This window comes from Salinisphaera sp. SWV1 (assembly GCF_052044155.1).
Taxonomy (GTDB): domain Bacteria; phylum Pseudomonadota; class Gammaproteobacteria; order Nevskiales; family Salinisphaeraceae; genus Salinisphaera.
This window is the reverse complement of record NZ_JBQDYE010000014.1, coordinates 12,203-28,893: the sequence shown is the minus strand read 5'-3', so window position 1 is coordinate 28,893 and position 16,691 is coordinate 12,203. Positions and strand designations below refer to the sequence as shown.

At 63.8% G+C, this 16,691-nt stretch carries 23 protein-coding genes; 15 read left to right on the top strand and 8 right to left on the bottom strand.

The annotated features are described in order from the left end of the window. Positions 1-2: 2 nt before the first annotated feature. The 5 genes from ACS8YF_RS08750 to ACS8YF_RS08730 all read right to left on the bottom strand — a co-directional run bounded on the left by ACS8YF_RS08750 (position 3) and on the right by ACS8YF_RS08730 (position 3,379). Complete coding sequence (locus ACS8YF_RS08750) at positions 3-539, bottom strand: hypothetical protein (protein WP_440849839.1); 537 nt, start codon at positions 537-539, stop codon at positions 3-5. A gap of 9 nt (positions 540-548) precedes the next feature. Then, entirely contained in the window at positions 549-1,052 is a 504-nt protein-coding gene (locus ACS8YF_RS08745; protein WP_440849838.1) for a hypothetical protein, read from the bottom strand. 116 nt (positions 1,053-1,168) lie between these two features. After that, positions 1,169-2,335: an EscU/YscU/HrcU family type III secretion system export apparatus switch protein gene (locus tag ACS8YF_RS08740; protein WP_440849837.1), complete on the bottom strand. Its 1,167-nt coding sequence runs from the start codon at positions 2,333-2,335 to the stop codon at positions 1,169-1,171. A gap of 7 nt (positions 2,336-2,342) precedes the next feature. Further along, entirely contained in the window at positions 2,343-3,089 is a 747-nt protein-coding gene (locus ACS8YF_RS08735) for a flagellar biosynthetic protein FliR (RefSeq protein ID WP_440849836.1), read from the bottom strand. Between the two features lie 14 nt (positions 3,090-3,103). Next, entirely contained in the window at positions 3,104-3,379 is a 276-nt protein-coding gene (locus ACS8YF_RS08730; RefSeq protein ID WP_440849835.1) for a flagellar biosynthetic protein FliQ, read from the bottom strand. An 85-nt stretch (positions 3,380-3,464) separates the two neighbouring features. On the opposite strand from ACS8YF_RS08730, the gene ACS8YF_RS08725 reads away from it, so the two are divergent. The 12 genes from ACS8YF_RS08725 (at position 3,465) to ACS8YF_RS08670 (ending at position 11,804) form a co-directional block, all read left to right on the top strand. Further along, positions 3,465-3,944 carry a flagellar basal body-associated FliL family protein gene (locus tag ACS8YF_RS08725; RefSeq protein ID WP_440849834.1) on the top strand — a complete coding sequence of 160 codons (480 nt, stop codon included), beginning with the start codon at positions 3,465-3,467 and terminating at the stop codon, positions 3,942-3,944. Positions 3,945-3,970: 26 nt separating this feature from the next. Next, positions 3,971-4,300 carry a FliO/MopB family protein gene (locus ACS8YF_RS08720; protein ID WP_440849833.1) on the top strand — a complete coding sequence of 110 codons (330 nt, stop codon included), beginning with the start codon at positions 3,971-3,973 and terminating at the stop codon, positions 4,298-4,300. Next, positions 4,297-5,049, top strand: a complete 753-nt coding sequence (gene fliP / locus ACS8YF_RS08715) for a flagellar type III secretion system pore protein FliP (protein ID WP_440849832.1) — start codon at positions 4,297-4,299, stop codon at positions 5,047-5,049. The genes ACS8YF_RS08720 and fliP overlap by 4 nt, the downstream gene beginning before the upstream one ends. A gap of 104 nt (positions 5,050-5,153) precedes the next feature. After that, positions 5,154-6,593 (top strand): flagellin N-terminal helical domain-containing protein, encoded by a 1,440-nt coding sequence (locus ACS8YF_RS08710; protein WP_440849831.1) that lies wholly within the window; start codon positions 5,154-5,156, stop codon positions 6,591-6,593. A 134-nt stretch (positions 6,594-6,727) separates the two neighbouring features. Continuing rightward, positions 6,728-8,083: a flagellar filament capping protein FliD gene (gene fliD / locus ACS8YF_RS08705; protein ID WP_440849830.1), complete on the top strand. Its 1,356-nt coding sequence runs from the start codon at positions 6,728-6,730 to the stop codon at positions 8,081-8,083. Further along, entirely contained in the window at positions 8,073-8,474 is a 402-nt protein-coding gene (locus ACS8YF_RS08700; protein ID WP_440849829.1) for a hypothetical protein, read from the top strand. Before fliD ends, ACS8YF_RS08700 begins: the two co-directional genes overlap by 11 nt. After that, on the top strand, positions 8,458-8,772 hold the full coding sequence (gene flgM / locus ACS8YF_RS08695; RefSeq protein ID WP_440849828.1) for a flagellar biosynthesis anti-sigma factor FlgM: 315 nt from the start codon (positions 8,458-8,460) through the stop codon (positions 8,770-8,772). The genes ACS8YF_RS08700 and flgM overlap by 17 nt, the downstream gene beginning before the upstream one ends. 17 nt (positions 8,773-8,789) lie before the next feature. Next, positions 8,790-9,326: a hypothetical protein gene (locus ACS8YF_RS08690; RefSeq protein ID WP_440849827.1), complete on the top strand. Its 537-nt coding sequence runs from the start codon at positions 8,790-8,792 to the stop codon at positions 9,324-9,326. 54 nt (positions 9,327-9,380) lie between these two features. Continuing rightward, the gene (locus tag ACS8YF_RS08685) at positions 9,381-9,743 is read left to right on the top strand and encodes a hypothetical protein (protein WP_440849826.1); all 363 of its coding nucleotides are present in this window, start codon (positions 9,381-9,383) and stop codon (positions 9,741-9,743) included. A gap of 1 nt (position 9,744) precedes the next feature. Continuing rightward, positions 9,745-10,500, top strand: coding sequence for a septal ring lytic transglycosylase RlpA family protein (locus ACS8YF_RS08680; RefSeq protein ID WP_440849825.1), 756 nt, complete (start codon positions 9,745-9,747; stop codon positions 10,498-10,500). Between the two features lie 202 nt (positions 10,501-10,702). Continuing rightward, the gene (locus ACS8YF_RS08675) at positions 10,703-10,972 is read left to right on the top strand and encodes an HU family DNA-binding protein (protein ID WP_440849824.1); all 270 of its coding nucleotides are present in this window, start codon (positions 10,703-10,705) and stop codon (positions 10,970-10,972) included. Positions 10,973-11,021: 49 nt separating this feature from the next. Beyond that, positions 11,022-11,804, top strand: coding sequence for a PilZ domain-containing protein (locus ACS8YF_RS08670; RefSeq protein WP_440849823.1), 783 nt, complete (start codon positions 11,022-11,024; stop codon positions 11,802-11,804). Positions 11,805-12,016: 212 nt separating this feature from the next. Here the strand turns inward: ACS8YF_RS08670 and ACS8YF_RS08665 are convergent, their stop codons facing one another. Together ACS8YF_RS08665 and ACS8YF_RS08660 are read right to left on the bottom strand one after the other, a co-directional pair. Then, positions 12,017-12,451: a hypothetical protein gene (locus ACS8YF_RS08665; RefSeq protein WP_440849822.1), complete on the bottom strand. Its 435-nt coding sequence runs from the start codon at positions 12,449-12,451 to the stop codon at positions 12,017-12,019. A gap of 6 nt (positions 12,452-12,457) precedes the next feature. Then, positions 12,458-12,832 carry a hypothetical protein gene (locus tag ACS8YF_RS08660; protein ID WP_440849821.1) on the bottom strand — a complete coding sequence of 125 codons (375 nt, stop codon included), beginning with the start codon at positions 12,830-12,832 and terminating at the stop codon, positions 12,458-12,460. Positions 12,833-12,990: 158 nt separating this feature from the next. Between ACS8YF_RS08660 and ACS8YF_RS08655 the strand changes: the two genes are divergently transcribed. The 3 genes from ACS8YF_RS08655 to ACS8YF_RS08645 are packed head-to-tail and all read left to right on the top strand — an operon-like array spanning position 12,991 to position 15,179. Further along, positions 12,991-13,842, top strand: coding sequence for a uroporphyrinogen-III synthase (locus tag ACS8YF_RS08655; RefSeq protein WP_440849820.1), 852 nt, complete (start codon positions 12,991-12,993; stop codon positions 13,840-13,842). A 19-nt stretch (positions 13,843-13,861) separates the two neighbouring features. Next, positions 13,862-14,308 carry a DUF3429 domain-containing protein gene (locus tag ACS8YF_RS08650; protein ID WP_440849819.1) on the top strand — a complete coding sequence of 149 codons (447 nt, stop codon included), beginning with the start codon at positions 13,862-13,864 and terminating at the stop codon, positions 14,306-14,308. Next, positions 14,301-15,179: an alpha/beta hydrolase gene (locus tag ACS8YF_RS08645; RefSeq protein WP_440849818.1), complete on the top strand. Its 879-nt coding sequence runs from the start codon at positions 14,301-14,303 to the stop codon at positions 15,177-15,179. The genes ACS8YF_RS08650 and ACS8YF_RS08645 overlap by 8 nt, the downstream gene beginning before the upstream one ends. Before the next feature lie 49 nt (positions 15,180-15,228). Here the strand turns inward: ACS8YF_RS08645 and ACS8YF_RS08640 are convergent, their stop codons facing one another. Next, entirely contained in the window at positions 15,229-16,593 is a 1,365-nt protein-coding gene (locus ACS8YF_RS08640; RefSeq protein ID WP_440849817.1) for a 3-oxoacyl-ACP reductase, read from the bottom strand. Positions 16,594-16,691 lie beyond the last annotated feature (98 nt).

Genomic DNA, 16,691 nt, shown 5'->3' with positions numbered 1-16,691 from the left:
AATCACTCAATCCGGATCTCAATCTCGCGCTGTCGACAGCGGATCTCGATAATGGCCGAGGGGTCCAGCACGGTGCCCGCCGTGAAGACCTGGTTTGAGTCCGCCGGGGAAAAGGGATGCAGCACCAGCGGCAGTGACCCCAGGCCGAGTTGGGTCAGCACGTCCCGCACCCGGTGCGGATGGCGCAACATCGCGTCGTCGTCCGCATCGCCGCTGATCTCGCGCCATGCGTCGCGCAACCGCGCCTTGAGCGCGGCGTCGGCATAACGCACATTGAGATATTCCATCTCGAGCGCGCTGTCGGCGGTCATGTGAGTCACGATCCCGCCCGGAACCCGACATACGACGCGAAACACCGCCTGCGGCGTATCGGCGCGCGACAGCAGCGCCTTGATTCCCTCGCGGGTGGCATTGAGCCCATAAAGCCCCGACCAGCAGCCCGGCACGGCGGGGCGCCCGAAGTGTTCGAGGACCGAGCGCGGATGGATCCCCTCATCGGCCGTGCGCGGAAAAATGCCACTAATCAAAAGATCCGCCATCGATCCGGGTCACTCTTCGAGAAAATCGAGGCGGGCGTCATCCCGGCCATGCCATTCCGCAAGCGCGGCCTGGAGCCATTCATCCACCACCTGCTTGGCCTGCTGCTCGGTTTCCGCCTGATCCAGTCGGCGCTCAAGCATCAGGAGAATGCGATCGATCACGGCCGAGGCATGATCCTGTTGTTCAAGCCGCTGACTCGACGCCCAGGACGGATGACAGCCCAGTGCCATGCCGAAGACACGCCGAGAAACTCGGGGATCGAGCGAATGAACACGCTCGAAGACCGTCATCAATCGCGGATATTCCGGCAATGCGGCCTGCTCCGGCCACTGCTCAATCAGGCGCAGCAGCACGCCGAACGACGGATTATGCAGCGGCGTGCTCTCGTGCTCCTTGACGATTTTGCCGAAGCGCCAAGGCGTAATCCCTAACAACCAGCAGGCATCCAGCCGCTTCAGGCCATGGGCCTCGATATAGTCGAGAACGTCGGCGCCGGTTGTGGCTTGGTACAAGACCCGTCTCCTTTTCTGAAATTGTGCAATGGTTGGGGTGCTTAAGTGGTGCTGGAATACCGGAGCCCACCAGAAACGCGCCGGCGGCACCTGAACCTCGGGCCATCGATCCGTGATCAGCCCGGCGGGGGTTCCTCGCGCTCGGCGGCCGCCCGGCGCGCGTGCGGATCCATGCGTTGATCCACGTCCAGATCCGCCTCCGACGGGAGTGACGGGGCCTCGCCCTGGCCGTTGGCCCACCGCTCCAGCTGATACACATAGGACAGCACTTCGGCGCAGGCCTTGTACAAGGACGTCGGGATCGGCTCGCCCGGCACGCCGTGGTAATACAGCGCGCGGGCCAAGGGCGGCGCGCTTACGATCGGAATTCCGTGACGACGAGCCATGTCCCGAATGCGCTCGGCCAGCCGACCGACCCCGGTGGCAATCACAACCGGGGCGTGATCGCGGTGCTGGTTGTAACGAAACGCGACGGCATATTGCGACGGGTTGACCACCACCGCCGACGCTTCCGGCACCTGCTCCATCATGCGCGCGCGCGCCGCCCGCTCTTGCGCCTGCTTCTGGCGACTGCGGACTTCGGGGCTGACGTTGGTGTCCTTCTGCTCGTCGCGTACCTCCTTGTCCGTCATCCGCAGTTCGCGACTGTGGAAAAACGCTTGTAGCGGCGTATCAATGGCAACGATGAACACGGTCGCCAGCACACAGAAGCCGATTACCCAGATGATGGCGTGCAGCCCAAGCCCCCAGTTCGGCGCCGCGGTATTCGGCAGCGCCACAATACGGGACTTCCAGAGGACAAACGCCGCCAGCCCCGCTCCGCCAACGAGCAGGAACTTGAGAATCGATTTCAGTGTGTCCGTAATCCGCTTGGCCGAAAAAATCTTCTTGAAGCCTTTCGCGGGATTGAGCTTGTTGAAATCCGGCGTGATCGCCTGGGCGCTGGCACTCCAGCCGCCCGGCACGAAGCCGCTGGCCGCGCCGAGCAGGGACAGGATCAACAGAAACAGCGACAGAACCCCGAAACTGTACAGCGCAAAATGCAGCGCCTGCGCGATCGACACGGTGCCGGCGTGAGCCAGCTCGCCCGGCACTTTGCGCACAACCCACTTTACCAGCGCACTGCCGGGCAGCAGTGCAAAAAGGAAAAACGCGAGCATGAGCACCAGCTTGATCGCGTCCGGTGCCCGGGCCACCTGCCCTTTGTCCCGCGCCTGACTGCGTTTGCGCTCGGTGGCCTCGTGTTTTTTTTCTTCAGTGCTGTCGTCGCCGCCTTCAGCCATACCGTCTCTATCCGGTCCCCACGAGGGTCACGATGACCCCGGTAGCGTGTTGATACGCATCCAGAAAAACGTGCTGAATATCCTGCATGGTCGACAGAAGCAACCACATCCCCATGAGGAACAGCAACGGAAAGCCAATGGAGAAGACGTTCAACGACGGTGCCAGCCCGGTAATCACGCCCAGTGCAGCGTTGACCGCCAGCCCGGCGATCACCACGGGCAGCGCCAACCATAACCCGTCGACGAACATGCGGGTACCGACCTCGGCCATCGCATGCCAGCCACCGATGGGGATACTTCCGGATGGATCGGTCTGAAATGAGTGATACAGCGCCGAGATCACCCATTCCGGGCCATTCGCGGCGAGATAGGCCATCAGGCCCGCCCAGAGCATGATCTCCGACAACACGGGCATGGATGTCCCGGTCGATGGCGCGGACAGCCGCGCGAAGCCCAGAGCCATCGACAATCCCATCATTTCGCCTGATACCGTGATCGCGCTCACTGCGACCCACATGACAAAGCCGAGCGCGGCCCCATACAGCACGTTCATGCCGGACTGCGCCATGACCTGCCATGGGTTGGCCGGCAGCGGCGGCAGGTTCGGTACGGCCGCGGCCACCACCAGCGCGAGCGCTGCCCCCACCAAGACACGAATCCGCGCCGGCGTGTATCGGCTTCCGATCACGGGCGCGGTCAGCACGAGACCGCTGCATCGGCAAAATGGCCAGACGAAATGGCCCAACCAGCCCATGATCTGTCCTTCCGTTATGACCATGGCCGATTGATCAGTTGGCCCATGTGCCCGATCAGAGCGCGGGCCAGTGCGGCGTCGCGCGTGAGCATCCAGTAACCGAGGAGGAACCCGACCAGCAGCGCCGCCGCCAGGCGCGGGGCCAGGCTGAATGTCGAGTCGTTGAGCTGGGTCATCGACTGGAATATGCCGACCAGCAAGCCACCCACGAGTGCCGTGGCGACCACAGGCAACGTAATCCACAGCGTCAATACCAGCATGTGCCGCAGCAGAATCTCGTATAACGGCATCAGCGGTTTGCACCTAATAGAGACATGGCCATAATATACACTACCGCGGAAAAAGACTGCTTTTACAGCCCCACACGGGACCGGTATGCGAAAAACCGTCATCATCGCCGCTTCGATCGTCTTGCTGGCCATTCTCGGCGGCAGCGGGGCCTATTATTATTTCGTCATGGATAGCGCGCCGAGCCACGTGGCGAAGGCGCCCAAACCCCAGCCCAAGTTCGTCGCACTCAAACCCATCGTGGTGAATCTGCAGGCATCGAACGAATCGTCCGGCAACAGCTACGGCTCCGCCAGCTATCTTCAGGTGGGGTTCAAGCTCGCGACCACGAACGACAAGGCGGTCCAAGCGTTTAAAGACATGCAGCCGGCGATTCGGGGCAATGTTCTGGATCTGCTACTCGAGCAGCCCGCGTCGGTGATTACCAGCGATGCGGCACGCAAGAAGATGAAAGCAGCGGTGTTGAAGACCGTCAACCAGACCATCGCCGACCAGCTGGACAGCGCGAAGAAAGAACCCGGTTTTTCGAAAGTCTATATCACCCGCTTCGTGACCCAGACGGAATAGCGGTCATGGCAGGCGGCGGCGCATCCATGACATCCACCCTGGCCGGACTGGCCGGCTTCGTGGTGCTTTTTGTCTGCGGGGCGCTTCTGTTGCGCTGGCTGCAGAAGCGCCTGGGCGGCCCCATGGGCAGCGGCAGCCGGGACATCCGTATTCTGCGGCGCGTGCCGATCGGATGGCAGTGCATGTTGGTCGTGGTAGACATCGCTGGCCGGCAATACGCCCTCACAACGTCGCGCCACGGCGGGGTGACGGTCATCGACGAGTTGGCGGAACCGCTGGCCGAACAGCCGCCGGCTGGTGACTTCACGGCCCGGCTCAAGACCGCGATACAGAAGCGACGAGAGCGTTCTTCGTGAGCCGGACGAGTCGATGGCTGCGTGCCGGACTCGCCGTGCTGCTCTTCGCGACGCCGTGGGCCGCCGCCTGGGCGGACCCCTCCCTGAATCTGATGAACGCCCAAGCCACCGGCCAAGGCACGCAGTATTCGCTTAACGTCCAGACCCTGCTCATCATCACCGCCCTGGCGTTCCTGCCAGCGATCGTGCTGCTGATGAGTTCGTTTCTGCGCATCGTGGTCGTGCTGGCCATCCTGCGCCAGGCCCTGGGGCTGTCTCAGACCCCGCCCAATCTGGTGCTGGTGGGGCTAGCACTGGCATTGACGATGTTCGTGATGCGGCCGGTGATCAACAACATCAACGACAACGCCCTGCAGCCCTATCTCAACGGCAACCTCGGTTTCAAGGCCGCGATCGCGAAGGGCGAGAAGCCATTGCGCCAGTTCATGACCGCTCAGACCCGCAAGCGCGAAATGCAGCTGTTCGTCACGCTGGACGGCGGGCATTACGCCAATCTCAAACAGATCCCGTTCACAGTGCTGGTCCCGGCCTACGCGACCTCGGAACTGCAGACCGCCTTTCAGATCGGCTTCCTGATCTGGCTGCCCTTCGTCCTGATCGACCTGGCCGTCTCGGCGGTCCTGATGTCGCTGGGCATGATCATGCTCTCGCCCATGCTGATCTCGTCGCCGTTGAAGCTGTTGTTGTTCGTGATGATTGACGGCTGGTCGCTCGTGCTGGGCTCGCTGGCGCGCAGCATCGTGCACTAGCGCGACCGTGCCGGCTGAAAAAAAATTGGCCACGCGAGGTTAAACTTTCGCGTGCGGAAACGAATGGAAGGGTGCTTCATCCATAACTGAAGGATTCGAAACCCATGTCTGCAATCGGCTCTATTCTCAGCAATGACGGCGCGCTCAAGGCGCTGAATTCGCTGCGCACCTCGAGTAACCAGACCAACAATCTGGAAACGCAACTGTCCAGCGGCAAGAAGATCAACTCGCCGGCCGACAACCCCGCGGGCTACATCACCGCCCAGGGCTTCACCTCCCAGCTCAACGGCATCAACCAGGCCACCTCGAACGCCAACCAGGGCGTGTCCCTGCTGCAGACCGCGCAGGGCGCGATCAACCAGCAGACCAGCATCGTGCAGAAGCTGAACTCGATCGCCGTCCAGGCCTCGAACGGCACACAGACTCCGGCGGAAGCCCAGTCGCTGCAGAACGTGGTCGGCCAGCTGAACTCGCAGGTCAACACCATCGCCAACCAGACGCAGTTCAACAACATCAATCTGTTGAACGGCAACTTCAGCGGCGTGGACTTCCAGGTCGGCGCCAACAACGGCCAGACCATCAGCCTGTCGATCGGCAACACCCAGGCGAGCAACCTCGGCATGTATGCCTCGCAGGGGTCGAGCGGCGGCGCTGTTTACTCGTCCAGTGGTGCCGCGAAAAGCGTGGTCACGAATGGTGCCGGCGCGTTCACGGCCGGCAGCTTCGCTATCAACGGCTCGAATGGCACGGGCTCCGTCAATGTGTCCGGTTCGTCCGAATCGGCTTTTTCGATCGCCAACTCGATCAACCAGAAGACCGACACGACGAACGTGCAGGCCCAAGCCACGACCGTAGCCACGTTTAGCACCTCGGGGTCGAATTTCAACTTCACGCTAGGCAATGGCAATTCAGGCAGCGCCACCAATACGGTGAACATTACCGCCACCAGCCAGGCGGGCCTGATCAGTGCTATCAACGACCATTCGGCGGCCACTGGCATCACGGCCAAGAATGTGAACGGCAATGTGCAGCTGACTCAGAGTCAGGGCAAGAACATCTCGTTCACGAACATTACCTCCGGCTCGCTGACGAGCACCGCCGGCAGCGGCACCGTCGTCAGCTCCGGCAATGCCACCACGGTCCAGGGCAAGGTCCAGCTGCAGAGCGACAAGGCCTTCAACCTCGGTTCCAACGCCACGAACATCGGCCTGGGCTCGAGCACCAGTCTGCACCAGCTGAGCAACATTGACGTGTCGACCACCAGCGGTGCGCAATCGGCCATCAACGTCATCAAGTACGCCCTGCAGGGGCTGGGCGCAGAAGGCGGCAAGCTGGGCGCGGTCCAGCAGCGGCTGACCGCCAACATCAATAACCTCAACACCACCAGCCAGAACCTGAACAGCGCCAAGAGCGTGGTGCAGGACGCCAATATCCCGCAGGTGTCCCAGCAGCTCACGCAGCAGCAGGTGCTGCAGCAGGCCGGCATTTCGGCTCTGAAGAATTCCTCGACGCTGCAGCAGCAGTATCAGCGAATTCTGCCGTAGCCATAGGCTAGCTACTCCATCCAATGGGCAGTGATTGGCCGCACCCTCGGGTGCGGCTTTTTTATGGCGCGGAGGTTAAACTTTCGCGCCCAGCGACGAATAGAAGAGTAACTTTCCAGCTTGCCGGGCCACCCATGTCGACCAGCGCGCTTTCAACCCTCAGTCAGCAGCAGATCTCCAGCCTGGAGCAGTCCAGGCAGACGCAGCTACAGCAGCCGATCCAGAACTGGAAGAGCCAAATCCAGACGGATCAGACCCAGTTGTCGGCGTGGGGCAAGATCTCCGGCGCGCTCTCCAGCCTGAACACCGCGGTCAGCAGCATCAAGAATCCGTCCAGCTTCAACGACCGTGGCGCGACCTCCAGCGCGAAAAACGTGGCCACCGCGACCGTCACCAAGTCGGCCTCGCCCGGTCAATATGACCTGACCAACGTCAAGCAGGCCCAGACCCAGGAGCTGTATTCGAGCACCTACGCCAGCGGCTCGGCCTCGATCGGCAGCGGTTCGGGCTCGTTGACCTTCAGTTTCGCCGGCGGCAGCAGTGAAACCGTCAGCGTGAGCGCCGGCAACAACACGCTCAACGGCATCGCCCAGGCCATCAACCAGAAGACCGGCGGCCAGGTCAGCGCCAGCATTGTCGGCGGCAGCACCGGCCAGCGCCTGGTGCTCACCGGCAATGCCACCGGCTCGCAGCAGTCGTTCACGATATCCGGCACCGGCGCCCTGTCCGGGCTGAGCTATGGCAGCAGCACTAGCACGATGACCCAGGCGCGGGCGGCGCGGAATGCGACGCTGAACGTCAACGGCGTGCCGGTCACCAGCCAATCGAACACGCTTACGGGGGCGATCCCAAACGGCACTGTGACCGTGGCCGGATCGGGGTCGACGTCCATCGGGGTCAGCGTCGACCCCTCGAAGCTGTCCAGCGGTGTTGCGTCTGTAATCAAGAAACTCAACAGCGCCGTATCTGCGATTAGCAAGGCCACTGCCTTTCAGAAAGGCAGTGGGTCGTCGAGTTCCAAGGCCGGGCCGCTTCTGGGTGACTACAGCGCCACAAGCCTGAGCTCGAAGCTCGTCAATGCGGTATCCGGTCTCTCCAACGGCACTCTATCCGGACGTGACATAGGCATCACCACAAACAAGGATGGCACGATCAGCTTCGACAGCACTCAGTTCGCGTCGGCGTTCCAATCCAACCCGAGCGCCGTCAACGACCTGGTCAGCCAGCTTCACGACCAGATGAGCTCGATCACGCAAGGCGCGATCGGGGCCACCGGCCAAGGCGGCTTCATCGCCGCCCAACAGAAATCCATCAATCAGAGCATCTCCAATCTCAACTCGGAAATCAGTCAGCAGAACCAGTTCGTGAATCAGGAGATGCAGATCTACACGCAGCAGTTCGGCACCATGCAAAGCAAGCAGAACAGCCTGCAGGTCCAAAACAGCTACTTGAGCCTACTTAACGGAAGCGGAAGTTCCAATGGCGGATAATCTCAACATCGCAGATAATTATCGCCGCAGCAATATTGCCGGGCTGACAACCCAGGAAGTGTTCTTGCGCGGGCTGCACGGCGTGGTCGTACATATCCGCCGCGCCACCCTGGTCGCCGACGATGTTGAGAAGAAGCCGATCAAGCTCCAGCATCTGGCTAACGCGGACCGTTTGCTGACCTTCATGGTCGGCATGGCGGATGACCGAACCGATCTCGGATCGACCCTGATCGAATGCTATACTGAGATTCAGAACCGCGTCGCGCTGGCGATCCAGTCAACGACTGACGAAGCCGCGCGGGCTATTGACGGCGCGCTGCAGGAAGCCATGGCGCTGGAAAGCGATATTCGGACGACACTGGAAGGGGTGGAACATGGTCAACCCGCTTAATACACGCAATCCGCATGTGGATGCACCCGCGAGTTCGTCCGTGCCCGCAAGCAAGACAACGACGCCGCACTCGAAGTCTAGCGATGGGCAGAGCGCGCAGGCGGTGCCCGCGGACCGGGTCAGCGTCAGCGGGCGCGGCCACGTGGCCGGACGTCTGACGCGAAGCGCGCACGACTCCAACGGCGTCGATCCGGCCCGCGTTCAGGCGATCCGACAACAATTAGCCCAGGGCGGGATCAACACGTCGCCCCGGGACATCGCGGCTGCCATGCTCCAGGCGCACGCGACCGGTCAATAGTCGAACCACGGGTCGCAATGATTGCTTCGTCCCACCACGATGAATTCGGCATCAAATGCCGCAAGTGGATACCGCTGGCCTGGCGCCCCCGGCGGGAGGCCGCAATCACGCCGGAATACAAGAGTGCCCTGAACGAGTCGAACGCCGCCCGCCTCCAGACGTTGGTCGATCGGGAAACACGCGAGAGACCATCGGCCGAAATCGGCGGCATCGAGTCGCTGCTTATCGAGGTCCTACACTGTGTCAAGCAATTGCCGCCGTCCCGTTCGGTTGTGCTGGACGGGCGCGGCCTCGAGTGGATCGAGCCTCCCGGAAAAAGCGAGGCCAGTACGGGCGATCAAGGCGTGATTCGAATGGCACTGAATGCCGAGATTCCCTACGAGGTCGAGTTTCTCGCCGAGATCACCGCGATCACCGACGATGCGCGCGGCAATCGTATCGCCGCTAGGTTCATCGAGCAGTCCGATCGGGTTCGGGACCTGTACGAACAGCTGGTGTTCATGGCCTATCGTCGCAGTCAACGAACGGCCGCCAGCCCCGAAGAACCGGAGTAGAGGATGGTGCGAATATCTGACACGTTGCGCCGCGCGCGTAGCCGGGTGAGCCGCTTGCAAGACGCCATCGCCGTGGTCGCAGCACACAGCACGGCTGCAGACCCGGAGCTGTTAGCGCAGTCGGCCCGTGATCTTGACGCCGTGGCCCGTCAATCCGAGCGCGACCTCGGTCAGGTGCAACGTCTGATCCGGCATCTCGGCGTGTCGACGATGGCCGAGGCCGCCACCGTTCTCTGTCGCGCCGGGCGAAAACAGGAAGCACGTCAAATGCTGGCGCTGAGCCAGGAAACGGAAGGGGTAGCGGTAGCACAGATTGATGTGGGGCTATTCCTGCAGGAGTGCCTCGACAATCTGAGCGGCTTCGCCGGTGCGACCGTCCGCCAATCCGAAGGTGGGCGGCTGATCGGCAGCGCCTGACGTGCGGCCAAAGACTGCCGTCAACGTCAAGCAAACGTGGGCGGCGGCGCGACCTCCGGCCCGCGTTGATTCGCAAACGATTCGCACGACATTGACGGCCCTGTGCCTGAACCTTCTTCTCGCAGCCTGCGCCAGCGCGCCGCCCAACGGCGGGCACGGATCCTTTCCGCCGAAGGTCAAGCACGCGTACTGCATTCATGGACACGGGTGCTATCACGTGTTCAAGACGGGGCAAGGCTACGAGGCTACAGGCCAAGCCTCCTGGTACGGTCGGCACTCGGCGGGCAATCGCACTGCCAGCGGCGAACGCTTCAACCCGCACGCGATGCGTATCGCCAGCAAGCGTCTACCCTTCGGGACCTGGGTGCGTATCACCAATAAGCAAAACGGGCGACAAGCCCTTGCGATGGTCGATGACCGCGGCCCGTATTATCCCGGTCGGATCATAGACGGCACCCCCGCTGTCGCCCAGCGACTCGGCTACTTCCGCCATGGAACCGCGCCTATTGCTGTTCGTTCGATTTCAGAGACCAATCTGTCGGCGGCGCGACGTCATGCAGCAGCCGTCGATCAGCGAATGGCCAGACGAGAAGCAGAGCATCACCATGGCCACCTCGTCGCCGAAGCCGGTAAATTCGCCGTCACCGGCGCATTCGACGTGACCCGGAGTGGCTTACTGCTCGGCGCCAAAACCTCATGGGATGTGATCGATCTATCCGGTCACATGGCGCTCGGGATTCTCCATATCGCGTTCTGAACTCGTCACCGGACGAATCGCGAAAGTTCATAAATACTGGTTAGTAGAACATTCGGACATCGCGATGTTCATATATACGCCGAAAATAATACGTAACCTGATTGAACGACTGATGCTTTTTCCGTATATTCCGAGCACCTCAAGAGCGATAACCTTTTATATGGAGTCGCTGACTTAAGCCCATGTGAGTCACAGGCTAGAGGTGAAAAACGAACAAAATGGAATTCACGGAGAAGTGGCAGAAAAAGCTGAGATCAGCGAGGCTGAGGCTAAAAACACAGTCGAAGCGGCATTGGATACAGTTACCGACCCCGGCTTTGGCGTGTTTTCGACGCGCGAGACTTCCGCCCGCGCCGGACGCAACCCGGCCACCGGCGAGTCCATCAATTGCGGCGCGCGGCTCGGCCGGGCTGAAGGCGGGAACCCTGCTGAAGTATGCGCTGAACACGTAACGGCGAGACGTGTAGATTAGTTGCAGGATCCGGCCTGCCAATCATAGAGGCCGGATTCTTGCTCAAGGCATGGCACGCCTTGGTCAACCCGGTGGTGAAAATATGGTCGAATACGCGCAACCTCTTTTCTCTGAGGAACATCGGGTCAAAGGCCCTACGCGCCGGCGCGTCCTCAAAACACTTACCCGCGTCTGGGAGCATCTGCGGATCAGTGATCCGGACGGCGCAAACACGCGGCGCGTCACGGTGATAGAGCCGCCGAACGATAACGATTGTCGCATTGAGGTCCATGAATCGAGGCCGGCCGTCGAGCAACAGGCACGTTTCAATACGGGTGATCGTGTCCGCGTGGCTAGTACTGATGACGGTATCCGTATCGGCAGCTGGGGGCGCATCGAGAATATGGCGACCCATCCGGATTACCTGTCATACACGCTCATACTCGAAGGCGATACCTATCGGCAGGAACGACGCAATGCATTTCGGGTGCCCATCGAAAATGACGACGATGTGCATGCCGAAATCGTGTTGCCGCCGAGCGACGAACCCATCGAATGCCAGGTTCATGATCTGAGCATGACGGGCGCTTGGCTCGAATTGTCGGACGAAGCGGATACTCTGGCCAATGTCGAACCCGGGACCGATACGCCATGTGTAGTCGCACTCACACTGCCGACCAGTCGCGAGATCGCGCGCTCGGATGCGCGAGCGGTTTGGACCAAGTGGTCCGAAGACGACGGGCTCTATGTCGGGGTCACATGGGACCAACCCCAGCCTGAGTTCAGTCGCGATCTGCGGCGTTTCGTCATGCACAAGGAGCGTGCATTGAGCAAGCGCAGATCGCGGGCCTGAGCAACCGCGTCTCGGCTGGACGGCGTGCTCAGCCTTCTGTTCCTGCAGTACCATCGACGCGGTGCCCGGCACAAAAATAGATGATTTTTCGGATTAATAGCGCGAGTATGCGACCGCATGCTCGCCGCGGCCATTGGCCGCGAAGCCGGATTAATAAGACGATTTTGGGCTGCAACGTGGCATGGCGTGAACGCGTGAAAGGGCAACGCGCCCTACGCCCCTCGGTCGTCGTCCCGATCAGAAGCGTCCTTGCGCCGCGCACGCCAGCGCGCCATCGATTCGCGGCGCCGCGCGGCCGCAGACGGCGCAAACAGCCCGGAAACCCCGCGCCCGACCGTTCGATTCAGCCCGCGCAGCCGCCGGTAGATGCCCTCGCCCGCGGGCCAGCCCAGCCGGCCGGCGAGCGAGCGATGCACGCCTTCCACACCGCGCGCACCGGTCTCGACCGCGCGCTCCACCTCACGCTGACGCCGCCGGAAACGCCCGCGAGCGGCTTCGAGTGCCAGCGCCTCCGCCTGCAATCCGCGCAGACGCCGCAGGCCGGACTCGGCCCGATCAAGACGCCGCTCGACCTGCCCGCTGCGCCAGGCCAGGGCCGACAGCACAACCGCAAGCCCGAGCAGTAGAACAAGGACGAGGGCAATCATGGCCGTTCAGGCGCCGCTCGGATGAAACACGTGGACCTCGGCGGCCACCGCACGCTCGTCGAGGACCTGTTTCACCTGGGCGGCGGCCTCGTCGTAGACACGCCGCCGGATCAGACGCGGCGCGACACCGGCGAGCGCGCCCGCCCAGCGCGAGCGTTCGCGCGCCAGGGCCATCGGCGCGGTCAGCTCGATCACGATGCGGCTGCCGCCGATCTCGGCCATGAGGCTCTCGAATTCGCGATCCTCGATCTCCAGATCGCGGCCCAGCCGCGCGATGTCGGCCTCAAGTGCCGCCACCCGTTGCCGGACCCGCCCGAGCCGCATGGCCATGAAACCCACAACGCCCAACGCGGCGAGCACCAGGGCGAAAAGCCAGAACATGTTCTTCACCCGACCTTGTCAATGCACGCTGTCAGTGTGCGTCGCGCCCCGCAAAGTCGCAACATCGGGGCCGCGCCGGTTGCGCCCGCCCACCCCGCTGTCGTATCAAACCGCGACAGGGCCTAAACTCGATCGCAGAGTCTGTTGAGGAATCACGCATGGCCGACCCCGACCCCGCACACCCCCTGTCCGGGCGCCGTATCGGCGTTCCCGAATCGCGCCAGCTCGATCTGTTCGCCGACATGCTCGAGCGCCGCGGCGCGACGGTCACGCGCTGTCCGCTGGTCGATATCCGCGACGCCCCCGACCCGGCGCCGATCCGGGCCTGGATCGACGACGTGATCGAGCACGGACTGGACGACATGATCTGGCTGACCGGCGAGGGCGTCCGCCGGCTGCGCGCGTTTGCCGCTGACGATCGGCCGGAGCGCCGCCAGCGCTTCTGGCAGGCGCTGGCCGCGGCGCGCACCATCACCCGCGGGCCCAAGCCGGTGCGCGAACTCAAGGCTGATGGCATCGCCGCGGATCTGCCGGCCACCGCGCCCACCACGGCCGGGGTGATCGATGCATTGTCCGGTCAGGATCTCGCCGGCCACCGCGTCGGTGTGCAACGCTACGGTACCGACCCGAACACCCCGCTGATGGAGGCGCTGGCCGCGCACGGCGCGATCGCCTTGCCCGTGGCCCCTTATGTCTATGCCGACCAGGCCGACAACGCCGCGGTGGCAGCATTCATCGCGGCCATCGCCGCCGACCAGCTCGATGCCGTGGCTTTCACCAGCTCGCCGCAGGTCCGGCGCCTGTTCAAGGTGGCCAAGCGCGGCCTGCGGGAGACCGAACTGGCCGCGGCACTCGCGCGCTGCGGCGTCGCCGCGGTCGGCCCGCTGGTCGCCGAGACGCTGACCGCGCATGGCGTCACGGTTGACCTGATGCCCGAATCCAACTATTTCATGAAACCGCTGGTACGCCGGCTCGAAGCCTATTTCGCCCAGCGCGCACCGACCGCGTAGTTACGACCCAGGAGTATCCATGGCGCGTCCCGTATCCGCCCTGTCATTGGCCACAGCGCTGACCGCGCTCGCGGTCCTGCCCTTCGCCGCCGGCGTGTATTACGCCTTCGCCCATGCCGGCGGGCAGGCGGCACCGGCACTGCACTGGCTGCTGGCGTATCTCGCGACCATCGTGTCGTTCACCGGCGGCGTGCAATGGGGCCGCATGCTGGCCGCCAAACAGGCACCGCCACAGGACATGGTGCTGGCGGTGGTACCGGCGCTGATCGCCTGGCCGGCCCTGCTGATCAGCGAACCGTGGCCGTTCTTCATGCTGCTGGCCGCGCTCGTCATCGCCTGGCTGGCCGATGAAAACGGCGCGCGCCAGGGCTGGCAGGGGCGCGGCTTTTTGCAGCTTCGCCGTCTCATCACGCTGATCGTGGCCGTCTGCATGGTGGCGATCGGCTGGCGCGTGCTGCGTGGCTGACGCCCGGCCGCTCGCGCTTGCCATCGAGGATATCGATGGCGACGACGGCGGCAGGTTTCGCATCCTGCGCGTGGATGCCGCCGCCGAACGCCACGGCGCGCCCGTGGTCCTGGTCCACGGCATGTTCACCGATCGCCGCTTCTGGCTATCGGCGCGCGAGATCGGTCTGGCTGCCTATCTCGCCCGGGCCGGCCATCCGGTCACGATCGTCCAGCGGCGCGGGCTATCCGACTCGCCGCGCTGTACCCGGCGTTGCGGGCTGGTCGAGCATCTGGCCCACGATCTGCCGGTGGTCGCGCGCCGCATCGCCCGCAGCCACGACCAGCCGGCGTTCTGGATCGGGCATTCCTTCGGCGGCGTGCTGGCCGCCCGGGCGCTCGCTACCGGGCTGCCGGCCGAGACCGTCGGCGGCCTGGTGCTGCTCGCCAGCCAATACCACATCGGCAAACGCATGCTCGACCGGCCGGGCAATCTGGCGACGAAGACCATCGCGCGCATACTCGGCCATCTGCCGGCGCGCGCCGCCGGCCTCGGCCCGGTGGACGAACCCGCCGCTGCCGTGTTCGATGCCTGCGACTGGGTCGAGCGCCGGCATGCCGCCGGGTTCGACGCCGAACTCGCGCGCATTCACGTCCCGGTACTGGCCATGAGCGGCGCGGCGGACCGGGTCGATCCGAGCGCCGGCTGCCGGCGCTTCATCGAACCGATGGCGAGCGCCGACAAAATGTTTCAAGTCGCCGGCCGCACGCACGGCTTCGAGCTCGATTACGATCACCCGGGCATCGTCGTGGCCAAAGCGGCCCGGCGCGAGATCTGGCCCCGGATCGCGGCCTGGCTCGCCGAACACGAGCCAACCGAGTTTCCGGGATGATAAAAGCCGGCGCCGCAGGGCGACACGCCGGCTTCTCGGGTCTGCTGACTCAAGCGCCGATCAGGCTCTGCCCGCAGACCCGCAGCACTTTACCCGACACGCCACCAGCGCCGGGGGTGCACAGGAAGGTGATGGCTTCGGCCACGTCACCGGGCGTGCCGCCCTGGCCGAGCGAGGCGAGCCGGCGGCCGGCCTCGCGCACGCCGAACGGCATCTCGGCGGTCATGCGGGTTTCGATGAAGCCGGGGGCGACCGCGTTGACGGTCACCCCGCGCTCGCGCTGGGCATCGGCCCGGCGCTCGACGAAGCCGATCAGGCCGGCCTTGGTCGCGCCATAGTTGGTCTGGCCGCGATTGCCGGCGATGCCGCCGATCGAGCACAGGCACACGACGCGGCCGTGTTCGTTGATGATCTGTTCGTCCATGAGTACCGCGTCGACCGCGAGAATGGCCTGCAGGTTGATCGCCAGCACCATGTCCCAGTAGTGCTCGGGCATGTTGGCCAGCGTCTTGTCGCGGGTCACGCCGGCGTTATGGATGACGATGTCCACGCCGTCGAACTTGTCCTTGAAGAAATCGGCGATCTGGCGTGGCGCGTTGTCGTCGGTGATGTCGAGAGCCAGCGCGGTGCCGCCGAACTCGGCCACCGTTTGCTCCAGCGTGTCCTTGTCCTGCGGAATATCCAGACACACCACATGCGCGCCTTCGGCGGCCAGCCGGGCCGCCGTGGCCGCACCGATGCCGCGCGCCCCGCCGGTGACCAGCGCCGTCTTGCCGGCCAGCGCCTGGGTTTGCGGCGGCTCGGCGGGGACGATGCCGCCGGCACTGACGGTCAGGGCCTGACCATCCACGAAGGCGCTATGGTCCGACAGAAAGAACCGCAGCGGTGTCGCGATGCGCGGTTCGGCGCCGGGTTCCACGTACAACAGGTTCACCGTAGAGCCGAACTTGCCGATTTCCTTGGCGAACGAGCGCGTGAAGCCTTCAACCGCGCGCGCCGCGGCGGCGGCCGCGACGGTCCCCATCGACTCGGGACGGCTGGTGAGTACCACCACGCGCGCGTTTTGGGTGAGCTTGCGGGCGACCGGATGAAAGAATGCGTACAACGCCTTCAGATCGGCGGTGCCGCTCATGTTCGTGGCATCGAACACCAGCGCGTCGTACACGTCTTGCTCACCGGGCTGCGGCTTGTCGCTGGTATCGACGCGTGCGCCGCTATCGGCGAGCACGGCACTCACCGTCTCGCGGGCGCTCGCGCCGGGCGCGGCACCGAACAGCACGCGCTGGCCGTCGAGGAATCGCGCCTGATATGCGCCCTCGGCGCGCGCCAGCTGCACTGGCGTCGGAATACCCAGCGCCGCCATGAACTTGCGCAGTGTCGGTTTCGAGGCTGCGTTGACCAGATAGTCGCTCATCGAGAAATCGTCCTGTGGTTCTGATCGCGCCGGCCGGGCCGCGATCGATCGGGGCCGTTCCGTCGGTCGAATATAGTACGCACGCCGCGCGTCGCCCA

What these genes read in the sequence shown, in the direction of transcription:
- ACS8YF_RS08750 (WP_440849839.1), bottom strand. Translation starts at nt 539, where the DNA reads ATGGCGGATCTTTTGATTAGTGGCATTTTTCCGCGCACGGCCGATGAG.
- ACS8YF_RS08740 (WP_440849837.1), bottom strand. Translation starts at nt 2,335, where the DNA reads ATGGCTGAAGGCGGCGACGACAGCACTGAAGAAAAAAAACACGAGGCC.
- ACS8YF_RS08735 (WP_440849836.1), bottom strand. Translation starts at nt 3,089, where the DNA reads ATGGGCTGGTTGGGCCATTTCGTCTGGCCATTTTGCCGATGCAGCGGT.
- ACS8YF_RS08730 (WP_440849835.1), bottom strand. Translation starts at nt 3,379, where the DNA reads ATGCCGTTATACGAGATTCTGCTGCGGCACATGCTGGTATTGACGCTG.
- ACS8YF_RS08725 (WP_440849834.1), top strand. Translation starts at nt 3,465, where the DNA reads ATGCGAAAAACCGTCATCATCGCCGCTTCGATCGTCTTGCTGGCCATT.
- ACS8YF_RS08720 (WP_440849833.1), top strand. Translation starts at nt 3,971, where the DNA reads ATGACATCCACCCTGGCCGGACTGGCCGGCTTCGTGGTGCTTTTTGTC.
- ACS8YF_RS08710 (WP_440849831.1), top strand. Translation starts at nt 5,154, where the DNA reads ATGTCTGCAATCGGCTCTATTCTCAGCAATGACGGCGCGCTCAAGGCG.
- fliD (WP_440849830.1), top strand. Translation starts at nt 6,728, where the DNA reads ATGTCGACCAGCGCGCTTTCAACCCTCAGTCAGCAGCAGATCTCCAGC.
- ACS8YF_RS08700 (WP_440849829.1), top strand. Translation starts at nt 8,073, where the DNA reads ATGGCGGATAATCTCAACATCGCAGATAATTATCGCCGCAGCAATATT.
- flgM (WP_440849828.1), top strand. Translation starts at nt 8,458, where the DNA reads ATGGTCAACCCGCTTAATACACGCAATCCGCATGTGGATGCACCCGCG.
- ACS8YF_RS08690 (WP_440849827.1), top strand. Translation starts at nt 8,790, where the DNA reads ATGATTGCTTCGTCCCACCACGATGAATTCGGCATCAAATGCCGCAAG.
- ACS8YF_RS08670 (WP_440849823.1), top strand. Translation starts at nt 11,022, where the DNA reads ATGGCACGCCTTGGTCAACCCGGTGGTGAAAATATGGTCGAATACGCG.
- ACS8YF_RS08665 (WP_440849822.1), bottom strand. Translation starts at nt 12,451, where the DNA reads ATGATTGCCCTCGTCCTTGTTCTACTGCTCGGGCTTGCGGTTGTGCTG.
- ACS8YF_RS08660 (WP_440849821.1), bottom strand. Translation starts at nt 12,832, where the DNA reads ATGTTCTGGCTTTTCGCCCTGGTGCTCGCCGCGTTGGGCGTTGTGGGT.
- ACS8YF_RS08655 (WP_440849820.1), top strand. Translation starts at nt 12,991, where the DNA reads ATGGCCGACCCCGACCCCGCACACCCCCTGTCCGGGCGCCGTATCGGC.
- ACS8YF_RS08650 (WP_440849819.1), top strand. Translation starts at nt 13,862, where the DNA reads ATGGCGCGTCCCGTATCCGCCCTGTCATTGGCCACAGCGCTGACCGCG.
- ACS8YF_RS08640 (WP_440849817.1), bottom strand. Translation starts at nt 16,593, where the DNA reads ATGAGCGACTATCTGGTCAACGCAGCCTCGAAACCGACACTGCGCAAG.